This is a genomic window from Lacibacter sp. MH-610 (assembly GCF_045780045.1).
Classification (GTDB): Bacteria; Bacteroidota; Bacteroidia; order Chitinophagales; family Chitinophagaceae; genus Lacibacter.
Genome location: NZ_CP116002.1, coordinates 937,599 through 949,501 on the forward strand (window position 1 = coordinate 937,599; position 11,903 = coordinate 949,501).

Below are 11,903 nucleotides of genomic sequence, written 5' to 3' on the forward strand. Positions count from 1 at the left end.
TTCTTATTTGCAATAAGAGCAGTGCTGCACTTAATCTTTTAATGTATCTGTTTTCTTAATACCGATGCGGTAAAGCACAAAGCCCATGAGGATGAAGAAAAGCGTACCGATGAGGAAATAGCCATTGGTACCAAGCATTTCTGTAAGTCCATGTTCTGCATTGATTTTTCCAAGAGCAGCTGTAACCGATTCATTCACGGAAAGGATGGCAACCAATACACCGGCCAATGCACCACCTGCCACCAATCCTGTTGCAAATAGATTGCCTTTACCTAAATCTTCTTCCTCAGCAGAGATCTCTTCACCACTTTTCTTTTTCTTCATATCCACCAAACCACGAATAGCACCACCTGCAAAAATGGGAAGCGTAGTTGATAACGGCAGGTACAAACCAACGGCAAAGCTCAACGATTTGATACCGCATAATTCCATCGTAATGGCAATGAACACACCCACCAATACAAACTGCCAATCAAGATTGAACGAAAGAATTCCCTTAATCAGCGTTGCCATCAATGTTCCTTGCGGAGCCGGGTATTTATCAGTGCCAATGGCATGCGTAATTCCCTGGCTTACCATTTCAGCTGTGGGTGTATCCAGGATTTTAATAGTAGCACCAATTGCAATGGAGGATACAACTGCACCAACAAACAAAGCAATCTGCTGATATTTGGGGGTAGCCCCAACAATGTAACCGGTTTTCAAATCCTGCGAAGTAGCACCGGCGTTAGCTGCAGCGATACAGATCATACCACCAACAACCAGCGCCATTGGTTCAAATACTTTACCCGTCCAGCCCACCGCAATAAAGATCAAACAGGTGCCCATGAGTGTGGCAATCGTCATACCGCTGATGGGATTGTTAGAAGAACCAATCAAACCAACAATACGGGATGATACAGTTACAAAGAAAGCACCAAAGATTACAACAAGTAATCCCAACAATAATTTACTTCCAATGCTGTCGCCGGGTACTTGAGGTAACACAGCCATCAACACAATTAAAGCCAGACTTCCAAAGCCTACAATTTTTATACTTAAATCACGCTCTGTTCTTCTCACACTTGCTTCACCTCCTTCCTGTGCTTTCAATGATTGAATACTTCCTTTAAACGAAGAGATGATAGTAGGAATAGTTTTGATGAGTGTAATGAAACCACCTGCAGCAACAGCGCCCGCACCAATCTGGCGGATGTAAGCACGATAAATAGCAGTTGAATAATCAGCAAATGTGTGTGCCACAGGATCCCATCCACCGGGGCCGCCTGCTTTATCCAGTCCGCCGAGATAACCCAGCTTCACCAGTTGTGCTGCAATTACATCCGGCGGAACCAATGAAGCCATTAATGGAGTGAACGCAAACCAGGCAATCACACCACCCGCCACCAGCACACCACTGATCTTGGGACCAATGATATAACCAACACCCATATACTCCGGTGTAATCTCTCCGCTCACTTTGGCAGAAGGGAAGAATTTATTCGCCTGCTTCGTCATCCAGAAAGGCGTTTCAGCAATCACGTGTACAATCTTTTGCAGAATGGCATAGGCAAATGCAAAGCCCAGACCCATAAAGGCTGTTTTGGCAAAATCACCGCCACGTTCACCTGCTTTCAATACACTGGCGCAGGCTGTTCCTTCCGGATAAGGAAGAGTGCCGTGTTCTTTCACAATAAGGGAACGGCGCAGCGGAATCATCATCAGTGTTCCGAGGATACCACCGAAGATGGCAAGCGTAAGAATGGTGAAGTAATTAAAAAATTCAGCACTGTTCTTTTCACTCAAAAACAAGAAGCCGGGTAAGGTAAATACCACACCGGCTGCTATACTTTCACCGGCGCTTCCGGTGGTTTGAATGATATTGTTTTCAAGAATGGTGGTTTTCAAAAATCTCCTTCCGAGTGTAATAGCTAATACGGCAATGGGAATAGATGCACTCACCGTTAAACCGGCTTTCAAAGCTAAGTACACAGTAGCGGCACCGAAGATGATACCAAAAGCCGCACCTACCAGTACACTTTTAATAGTGAACTCCGGCATCTTGCTTTCATCGGGCACAAAGGGTTGAAATTTTTGTTGAGACATATGGCAGTTGAATTTAGATTAAGAAAGATAATGAAACTTTAATCGTTGATTAATCAGGTAATACCATGCATCATCTTTTGCAGTTTTTTAGACAGCAGCAGTAAGATAACTCCCGCTGCTCCTCCCATAAATACAAACAGCATAAAGAAGTCATAGAGATTGTTCATTTGATAACCCAGAAAGGAAGTAGTAGCTCCGTCTTTTGGATATAACGCTCCCAAAACACCTACTAACTTATTACCTCCTGCATTGCCTAAAAACCAAACAGCCATTAAGAGGGATGCAAATTTTAACGGCGAAAGTTTATTGAAAAGCGAAAGACCGATGGGTGAAAGACATAACTCCCCCCAGGTATGTAATAGATACAAGCCAGTAAGCCAGATCATACTAACAGTTTTTGTTTCTCCTGATTTTGCTCCAATAGCAATCCATAGAAAGCCCAAAGCCAATAATATTAAACCAATACCCATTTTGGTAGGAGTGGCGGGTTGACTTTTCCCCATCTTTAACCATAACCACGCAAAGGCAGGAGCAAAAATGATGATGAAAGCAGCATTAAAGGATTGAAAAAAACTTGCAGGCATTTCCCAACCGAAAATGTTACGATCTGTTTGGTCTCTGGCAAATAAAGCAAGTGTTGAGCCGGTTTGTTCATACGCACCCCAAAAGAAAATTACAAAGAAGGCGATGATAACCATCACCCATACTCTTTGTCTTTCTTCCTTGTTCAGACTTTTATCAGATTGAATAAGGTAAACGATAAATACAAAGCTTGCAATCAACAGGTAAAACAGGTAATTAATTCTTGTATCCAGATAAATAACTCCAATCATAAGAGCTGAAAAAGCTAACAGCCCAATAATAATGAATACAGGGTTTGACCAGATTTTTGAAGGAGCTTTTACAAATGAAGAAGCCGGAATTAAAGGATCATTTGATGGGGTATCAGTACCGGGGGTTAAGCCTAAAATTTTTCCTTCAGGTGTGCGTACATATTTATCATGATACAATTTTTGTATCAATACACTTAACAACATTCCAATACCTGCTACAAGAAAAGCCCATTTAAAATCTGACGGGTCACCTGTGTCACCAAAATATCCGCAAACAATAGGACCAAGTGTAGCGCCAACATTAATTCCCATGTAAAAAATAGTATAAGCAGGATCAACACGCAGGTCTCCTTTCGGATAAAGCTGTCCGACTAAAGAAGATATATTGGCTTTAAAAAAACCATTACCTGCGATCATAAATCCCAGACCTGAGAAAAATAGAATGTTTGCAATCTCTCGGGATGAATCATAAACAGAAGCGCAAACAAATAGAATTAACTCCCCCAAAGCCATTACCAAGCCGCCCACAAGAATGGATCTTTTGTTTCCCCAGTATCTATCGGCAATATATCCGCCAACAAGCGGAGTTAGATATAATAGGCTGATGTAACTGCCATATAAGCCATTTGAAAATTCGGTTTTAAACAATAATGCCTGGGTCATAAAATACGTTAGGATGGCCCGCATACCATAGTAGTTAAAGCGTTCCCACATTTCTGTGGCAAATAATACCCACAGACCTTTAGGGTGTCCCTTTTGGGGAAAGGATTGACTCATACAATTGATTTAGGTTTGTTGTAAGTGAACGTCCGAAAGTAAGGATTAATTCCAAACAGTTGTTATCAGTAAACTGTATTCGATTACAGGATATAACAGATTGTTTATAAATGGTAATTGATTTTGAAACTCCTTCCTGTAATTTGCGGCACGCAACACTCACATCTCATGAATATTTTGCTCCTCGGATCCGGCGGTAGAGAACATGCTTTGGCCTGGAAGATTTCACAAAGTCCTCTTTGTACACAGTTATACATTGCGCCCGGTAATCCCGGTACTGCACAATGTGGTACCAATATTGACCTGCCTATTGCCGGCAATTTTACAGAAATGGAAACCTTTTGCCGCTCTCATCAGATTCACTTGATTGTAGTAGGGCCGGAGGAGCCATTGGTAAAAGGGGTGTACGATTATTTTAAAGCAGCCCATATTGCCAATTCATTTGGTGAGGAATGGTTGGGAGTGATTGGTCCCAGTGCCTATGCTGCTCAGTTAGAAGGAAGTAAAGCCTTTGCCAAAGAGTTTATGCTGCGGCATGGCATACCTACTGCTTCTTATAAAGAGTTTACCGTTGAAACCTTTGAGGAAGGAAAACATTATGTGCTCAACCATGCGTTACCGATTGTGCTCAAAGCCGATGGTTTGGCAGCCGGTAAAGGAGTCATCATTTGTCACAATCATATTGAAGCCATTACAGAATACGAAATGATGCTGCAGCATTCCAAGTTTGGAGAGGCAGGCAAGAAAGTAGTAGTGGAAGAATTTTTAACCGGTATTGAGCTGAGCGTTTTTGCTGTAACAGATGGTAAGGATTTTGTGCTGCTGCCGGAAGCGAAGGATTATAAACGTATTGGTGAAGGAGATACCGGGTTAAATACAGGTGGAATGGGGGCTGTAAGTCCGGTTCCTTTTGCAGATGCAGCCTTTATGAATAAGGTGCTGGAAAAAGTAATCAAACCAACAATTGAAGGACTGGAAAAAGAACGGATTGAATACAAAGGCTTCGTGTTTTTTGGGTTGATTAAAGTGGGTGATGAGCCTTTTGTAATTGAATATAACTGCCGTATGGGCGACCCTGAAACAGAAGTAGTGATGCCTCGCCTCCGTTCTGACCTCGTAGCTCTATTGGCAGCCGCTGCAAAAGGAGAACTGCAACAGGTACAAACGGAGCAGGATGCCCGTTTTGCCGTAACCGTGGTAGCGGTAAGCGGTGGTTATCCGGGTAACTATGCTAAAGGTTATCCTATTGAAGGGTTGGATCAATCCACCGGCAACACAATGGTGTTTCATGCCGGTACTGCAATTGAAAACAACTCGGTTGTAACCAATGGTGGTCGGGTACTCGCCGTTACTTCCTTTGGAAAAACCGTAAGCGAAGCGGCTGATTACTCCCGTCATACGCTGGAAGGCATCCGTTTTACAAAAATGTATTTCAGAAAAGATATTGGTTACGAGTTTGAATAAAGAAACAGATGATTTTAAGATTGTGGTTCGTTTTAAACGAACCATTTTTTTATCAGGTTGCATGTATGCGTAAGTAGTTTCTTTAATTGATAACGGCGTTTGTGTTTATTTTTCATTGAGCAATGAAGACTGCTTTGTTTTCCTTCAACTAAAAAAAATCCCCAAAATCTTTTACTGGCAGGGTTTTCGCTTTGTTATTTCAAATTATTTCACCCACATTTGCAATAACAAATCCTAACTTAATTTTCCTCTATACAAAATGGGACTTTTTAACTTCTTTACTCAGGACATTGCCATTGATCTTGGCACTGCCAACACCCTCATCATACACAATGATGAAATAGTGGTGAACGAACCCTCCATCGTAGCGCTTGACCGTAACAATCCCAAGAACGTATTGGCGGTTGGTAAAAAAGCGTTGATGATGCACGAAAAAACACACGAGAGCATCCGTACGGTTCGCCCGTTGAAAGATGGTGTAATTGCCGATTTCAATGCTGCCGAGCTGATGATCCGTGAACTCATCAAACTGGTGTATACCAAAAAACCTTTGTTTGCTCCCAAATGGCGGATGATGATTTGTATCCCCAGCAGCATTACCGAGGTGGAAAAACGTGCCGTACGTGACAGTGCCGAACAGGCAGGCGCACAGGAAGTATATCTTATTCATGAACCCATGGCTGCTGCCTTGGGTATTGGTATTGATGTGGAAGAGCCGGTGGGCAACATGATTGTAGATATCGGCGGTGGTACCACCGGTATCACTGTGATTGCGTTGGCAGGTATTGTGTGTGATCAATCCATTCGCATTGCAGGTGATGAGTTTACTGCTGATATTATGGAAGCGCTTCGCCGTTATCACAGTTTGCTCATTGGTGAGCGTACTGCCGAGCAAATCAAAATCCAGATCGGAAGTGCCATGAAAGACCTGGATAATCCCCCGGATGATATTCCTGTAAATGGCCGTGATCTTGTAACCGGTATTCCCAAGCAAATCATGGTGAGCTACCAGGAAATTGCCGAAGCATTGGATAAAAGTATTTTCATAATAGAAGAAGCTATTTTAAAAGCACTGGAAATGACGCCGCCTGAACTGGCAGCAGATATCTATCGCCGTGGTATCTACATCACCGGCGGCGGTGCGTTGCTCCGTGGTTTGGATAAGCGTTTAACTCAAAAAATTAAACTGCCTGTACATATTGCAGATGATCCGTTAAAGAGTGTGGTGCGTGGTACAGGTATTGCTTTGAAAAACTACAACCGCTATCCGTTTGTAATGCGTAACTGATAATGAACTGGTTTAATGGTTTAAAGGTTTCATAGTTTTATTCAGCTATCAGCAACCTTTAAACCATTGAACTTTTAAACCTTTTCAACCATTTTTTGTGCGAAATCTTTTCGCTTTCATCCGCAGGTATTCTGTTTTACTCTTCTTCCTCGTGCTGGAAGTGGTTTGCATCAGTCTTCTGGTGAGTTACAACAGGTTTCATCAGTCGAAGTACATGGATGCTGCAGGCGAAATCACAGGAAGCATCCAGGCACAATACGCAGGCATCGAACATTATTTCTACCTCAAAAAAGAAAATGCAGATCTCCGGCGAAAGCTCAATGAACTGCAAAACCGTTTGCCTGAAAATTTCCAGGGGGCAGATACTGCACAAAAGATAGTTACTGATTCCATTCCTTTTGATTCCACGGGTGAACGCAGACGTTATCTGTACATGGATGCAGAAGTAGTGAACAACAGTATTTCACTGCCTAACAATTATATTACGATTCATCGTGGCAGTAAACAGGGCGTGGCTCCTTCCATGGTGGTAGTGGGTCCCAATGGGGTAGTAGGTGTGGTGCTGGATGTAACGGATAATTTTTCAACGGTCATGAGTATGCTGCATAAACAGAGCCGCATCAGTGCCCGCTTGAAAAAAACAGGGGAGAGCGGCCGTGTTGAATGGGATGGCGCAACTCCTAATCTTGTTCAGTTGAGAGATATACCCAAGAGTGTAAAGCTGAATAAAGGTGATACGGTTTTAACCAGCCAGTATTCTGATTTTCCACCCGGTATTATGATTGGTGTGGTAGAGAAAGTGGTACCGGAGCAAAGCAGTAATAATTATCTGATCCAGGTAAAAACGGCCACTGATTTCAGTCGTTTGCAAAATGTTTTCGTTGTAAAAAACCTGCAACGGAATGAGCAAAAAGAACTGGAACAACGTTTACAACAGAAAAAGAAATGAGCAACCTGCTTCGTTATATCATCCGCTTAGCTGTATTCATCCTGGTGCAGGTGTTTGTGCTGTACCAGATACCGCCGTTGCATGAGTACATTACGCCTATATTGTACTTTGTTTTTATTTTGTGGTTGCCCTTTAATATTGGAAGGAGCCAGTTGCTTATCGTTTCTTTTCTCACCGGACTTTCACTTGATTTCTTTACTAAAACCCCGGGTATGCATGCGGCTGCCTGTGTGTTCATCGGTTATATCCGTCCGTTTATTATCAATATCATTGTGCCGCAGCAGGGAGCTGAGTTTAATTACCGGGAGCCAAGTGCCACCAGTTTGGGCAATATACAGTATGCCATTTATGTAGCGGTGTTAACGGTATTACATCATGCTGTGCTGTTTACCATCCAGGCATTTCAATTTGGGAATATTTTATATCTCCTTTTTAAAACTGCCGGTGCCAGTATCATCAGTTTTCTTTTAATTTTAGTTGTTGAAATTATTTTTGTACGGAAACAGAAATTCATCACCAATACCTGAAGCAGCGGTTCTGAAAAACCAATAAGGCTATGGCCGTTTTCAATCAATCAAGACAGGTTACGATACAGTTGATTTTTGCTGTGGTGTTTGGCATTATGCTCATACGCCTGGCATCACTACAACTTTTTTCCAGTAAGTATGATAAGCTGGCTACAGACCAGGCTATTTTACGTAAAGTGGTTTATCCCAGCCGTGGTATCATCTTCGACCGTAAAGGCAAAGCCATTCTTGATAACCGTACCATGTATGATCTCATGGTAACACCTTCCCAGTTACGTTCTTCAAATATTGATACCGTATCACTCTGCCGCATCCTCGGTATTGATACTGCTGAATTCAATAAACGGATTGTTACCGCCATCATAAAAAATACAAGGAACAGACCTTCAGCATTTGAATCACTCCTCAGCCCTGATAAATATGCCCGTATCAATGAAAACCTATTTCGGTTTCAGCCGGCTTTCTTTTTACAGGAACGTCCCATCCGTGGTTATCCTTTCAATGCGGCTGCTCACATACTGGGTTATGTAGGCGAAGTAGACAGTGGTATGCTCAAGCGCTCAAACTTCTTTTATCAAATGGGCGATTATGCCGGGCGGAGTGGTCTTGAAAATTTTTACGAAAAAGTGCTGATGGGGCAGCGGGGTATTCAATACATTCTGCGGGATAATTTTAACCGACCCATAGGTCCCTATGAAAACGGACAGTTTGATACAGCTTCTGTAGCAGGCCGTCATCTCAATACATACATTGATATTGAAGTGCAACAACTCGCAGAGAAATTATTAAACAACAAAGTAGGTAGTGTTGTAGCAATAGAACCCAAAACAGGCGGCATCATTGCCATGGCCAGTGGTCCAAGTTTTGATCCCAATGAACTAACGGGCCCCAATGCGAGAAAAAATTTCGGTAATCTTTTTGTTGATCCCGCTTCTCCATTATTAAATCGTGGTATGCAGGGAGTGTATCCTCCGGGTTCAACCTTTAAACCATTGGGCGGCCTGGTGGCATTAGATGAAGGATTGATTACTCCTTCTTTTGGTTATGCGTGTTTTGGTAATTATGGTCCTTGCGGCCGACCTAAGTGTACGCATGCAGGTGGCGGACATGCGGCTAATTTAAAACTCGCCATTGCCAACTCCTGTAACTCTTATTTTGCAGATGTATTCCGTAAAGCCATTGATAACCCTCAATACAGAAGCGTTGAAAAGGGAATTGTAAAATGGAAAGAGTATATGAGCGGGTTTGGACTGGGGCATCGTCTTGGAGTTGATTTGCCCGGTGAATACAGTGGCTTTATTCCTGATACAACACGTTATAACAATCCAAAGATATTCGGTAAAAACAGGTGGAACTCCTGTACCATTGCATCACTCGGTATTGGCCAGGGTGAAATACAGGCCACGCCTTTGCAAATGGCCAATGCTATTTGTTTAATTGCCAATAAAGGTTGGTATTATCCGCCGCACTTTGTAAAATCTATTGATGGCGAAACCGCAGAAGATACCATCCTTAACAAATACCGTCAGAAAATTTCACCGCTTCATATTCCAGACAGTGCCTACCAGGCAGTGATTGATGGAATGGAAATGGTGGTAACCAACGGTACCGCACGCAATGCAAAAATTGATGGCTTTAATGTTTGTGCTAAAACAGGTACCGTTGAAAACTACTTCCGCAAAGTGAAGCAGAAAGATCATTCTTTCTTTGTTGCATTCGCACCTAAAGAAGATCCTAAGATTGCTGTATGTGTAGTGGTGGAGAACGGAGGATTTGGTGCCACATGGGCTGCACCCATTGCATCGCTCATCATGGAAAAATATTTAAGAGATTCTATTGCAGGGGATAAACGTAAGTCGGAAGTAGATCGTATTGCCAATGCATCTATCATTCCTGCCCGTATTAAGTACGAACGTTTCAAACGTGATTCTATAAAGCAGGTGAAAGATTCCTTACTACGAATCAAACTGGAGCGGGAACAGCAGGCACGTATTGACAGCACCAATACAGCTTTTTATGAACCGCAGGAAGAAGGAATGCATTTGCCCGTGCGGGTACCTGAAAAAAAACGTACCAACACTAACTGGTCTTTTGCATGGATTCCGGATGAACGAAGATTATTTAAAACAGCTCAATTAAAAGCCAACCGTGCATGACAAGAGAAGATAAGATAACAGGCGGAATTGATGGGCGTACGGTGCTGCTGTATTATGTACTGGTGCTTATCGGTTTTATTGCCATCTTTTCAGTAGAGTACAGAAGTGGCGAATCTTTTCTGCAATCATTAATGGAGCTGAAAAAAAGTTATACCAAGCAGGTACTGTTTATCGGCATCAGTTCTGTTGTTGCTTTATTTATCCTGTTAATTGACAGTAAGTTTTTTACCACAGTTGCCAATCTCTTATACCTGTTCGGCATTTTGTTAATGCTGCTCACTTTTATAATTGGTAAAGATATTTCCGGTTCCAAATCATGGATTGCATTAGGTGGTGGTTTTAACCTGCAGCCGGCTGAGTTATGTAAAGTGTTTACCGCTTTGGCACTGGCCAAATATTTAAGCCGGCAGGACACAGAGTTTACAACTTTTCGTTCTCATCTGATAGCCATTGCCATTACATTGATTCCTGCATTGCTTTCTATTGCACAGAAAGAAACAGGATTAGCGCTGGTTTATTTCTGCTTTTTCCTGGTAATGTACCGGGAAGGTTTGCCTGCCATTTACCTGATTCTTGGTTTTTCAGTGATTGCATTATTTGTAACTGCTATTGTACTGGATATGGTGCCTTACGCCATTATGATTGGTGTACTTGTTTTGATAGCTGTTTACCTCTTGTGGCGACCCATCAAGCGGAATTTTATTTTATTCATTTTTATCGCATTGACGGCAGGAGGTACCTTAGGCTTTAAATACTTTGTGGACAATATTGTATTTGATAAAATTATGAAGCCTTACCAGGCTGAACGTGTGCTGAATCTCTTTGGTAAAAGTTATGAGCCTAAAAGCCCTGAACGTATTGCACAATTTGAAAGTGATAAAGCAAAGGGTAAGAAAAAAGATTATACCTACAATGTTAAGCAATCCAAGATTGCCATTGGTTCCGGCGGCTTGCTGGGCAAAGGATTTTTGAAAGGCGTAACCACGCAAGGCGATTTTGTGCCCGAGCAAAACACTGATTTTATTTTCACAGCCATTGGTGAAAGTTTTGGTTTCTGGGGCAGTGCCCTGCTGCTGCTTATTTATTTTCTGCTGCTCATGCGCATCATTACCATTGCGGAGCGGCAGCGAAGTACCTTTAGCCGGGTTTATGCTTACAGTGTGGCCAGCATCCTGTTTTTTCATGTGTTCATCAATATTTGTATGACCATCGGGTTAATGCCGGTTATTGGTATCACCCTTCCATTGTTGAGCTATGGAGGTTCCTCCATTGTAACCTTTACCATCCTCATTTTTATACTGTTACGTTTTGATGGCAACCGCCAGATGGTGTTGCGGTAGGTTGTTTTTTATTATGAATCTGGTTAATCCGAACCGCTGTCTTCTGCAGCCCGAACCTTTTTTGTTTCTGCCTGTTATTATCAGGTAAACCCTTTCACATGAAAAAGTTTCTCTGCACTTTTACACTTCCTCTTTTGCTGGAAGAAAGTTTCTGGGAGCAAATTCCCAGCCACCGCAAGTTCATCAACTCACAAATGGAAGCAGAGAAAATTGTTACTTACTCCGTTAACCATAACAGAAGCAAAGGATGGGTAGTGATCAACGCTGTTTCAGAAGCTGAAGCCAGGAAGGTGGTGGATCGTTTTCCCATACGCAGGTTCATTCATTTTGAACTGGAAGAACTGTTCATTTTTGATTCCATGCTTGGCGCTCCCAGGTTGGTGCTGAATTAATCTCAACAAATCAACAGGTTTATCCACTCCCCGGAGGGGCGTTCTTAACTCAGCCAATCAGAGTGAATAAATGGGGTGGGTTTATAGTCTCT

At 42.4% G+C, this 11,903-nt stretch carries 9 protein-coding genes; 7 read left to right on the forward strand and 2 right to left on the reverse strand.

The features are described from left to right. Nucleotides 1-30: 30 nt before the first annotated feature. Together PDL71_RS04245 and PDL71_RS04250 are read right to left on the reverse strand one after the other, a co-directional pair. A complete protein-coding gene (locus PDL71_RS04245) occupies nt 31-2,085 on the reverse strand; it encodes an OPT family oligopeptide transporter (protein ID WP_407525799.1) in 2,055 nt (684 codons plus the stop codon). Between the two features lie 53 nt (nt 2,086-2,138). Continuing rightward, entirely contained in the window at nt 2,139-3,695 is a 1,557-nt protein-coding gene (locus tag PDL71_RS04250) for a peptide MFS transporter (protein ID WP_407525801.1), read from the reverse strand. A 168-nt stretch (nt 3,696-3,863) separates the two neighbouring features. On the opposite strand from PDL71_RS04250, the gene purD reads away from it, so the two are divergent. From purD to PDL71_RS04285, 7 genes are all read left to right on the forward strand, one after another. Beyond that, the gene (purD, locus tag PDL71_RS04255; protein ID WP_407525803.1) at nt 3,864-5,159 is read left to right on the forward strand and encodes a phosphoribosylamine--glycine ligase; all 1,296 of its coding nucleotides are present in this window, start codon (nt 3,864-3,866) and stop codon (nt 5,157-5,159) included. A gap of 259 nt (nt 5,160-5,418) precedes the next feature. Then, entirely contained in the window at nt 5,419-6,447 is a 1,029-nt protein-coding gene (locus PDL71_RS04260) for a rod shape-determining protein (protein WP_407525806.1), read from the forward strand. A gap of 97 nt (nt 6,448-6,544) precedes the next feature. Then, nucleotides 6,545-7,396, forward strand: a complete 852-nt coding sequence (gene mreC / locus PDL71_RS04265; protein ID WP_407525809.1) for a rod shape-determining protein MreC — start codon at nt 6,545-6,547, stop codon at nt 7,394-7,396. After that, nucleotides 7,393-7,923: a rod shape-determining protein MreD gene (mreD, locus tag PDL71_RS04270; RefSeq protein WP_407525812.1), complete on the forward strand. Its 531-nt coding sequence runs from the start codon at nt 7,393-7,395 to the stop codon at nt 7,921-7,923. The genes mreC and mreD overlap by 4 nt, the downstream gene beginning before the upstream one ends. Nucleotides 7,924-7,952: 29 nt before the next feature. After that, nucleotides 7,953-10,079 (forward strand): penicillin-binding protein 2, encoded by a 2,127-nt coding sequence (gene mrdA / locus PDL71_RS04275; protein ID WP_407525815.1) that lies wholly within the window; start codon nt 7,953-7,955, stop codon nt 10,077-10,079. Next, the gene (gene rodA / locus PDL71_RS04280) at nt 10,076-11,419 is read left to right on the forward strand and encodes a rod shape-determining protein RodA (protein WP_407525818.1); all 1,344 of its coding nucleotides are present in this window, start codon (nt 10,076-10,078) and stop codon (nt 11,417-11,419) included. Before mrdA ends, rodA begins: the two co-directional genes overlap by 4 nt. A gap of 98 nt (nt 11,420-11,517) precedes the next feature. Continuing rightward, entirely contained in the window at nt 11,518-11,811 is a 294-nt protein-coding gene (locus tag PDL71_RS04285) for a hypothetical protein (protein WP_407525821.1), read from the forward strand. Nucleotides 11,812-11,903: the final 92 nt, after the last annotated feature.

Coding starts and splice junctions, on each gene's coding strand:
- PDL71_RS04245 (WP_407525799.1), bottom strand. CDS start 2,085: ATGTCTCAACAAAAATTTCAACCCTTTGTGCCCGATGAAAGCAAGATG.
- PDL71_RS04250 (WP_407525801.1), bottom strand. CDS start 3,695: ATGAGTCAATCCTTTCCCCAAAAGGGACACCCTAAAGGTCTGTGGGTA.
- purD (WP_407525803.1), top strand. CDS start 3,864: ATGAATATTTTGCTCCTCGGATCCGGCGGTAGAGAACATGCTTTGGCC.
- PDL71_RS04260 (WP_407525806.1), top strand. CDS start 5,419: ATGGGACTTTTTAACTTCTTTACTCAGGACATTGCCATTGATCTTGGC.
- mreD (WP_407525812.1), top strand. CDS start 7,393: ATGAGCAACCTGCTTCGTTATATCATCCGCTTAGCTGTATTCATCCTG.
- mrdA (WP_407525815.1), top strand. CDS start 7,953: ATGGCCGTTTTCAATCAATCAAGACAGGTTACGATACAGTTGATTTTT.
- rodA (WP_407525818.1), top strand. CDS start 10,076: ATGACAAGAGAAGATAAGATAACAGGCGGAATTGATGGGCGTACGGTG.
- PDL71_RS04285 (WP_407525821.1), top strand. CDS start 11,518: ATGAAAAAGTTTCTCTGCACTTTTACACTTCCTCTTTTGCTGGAAGAA.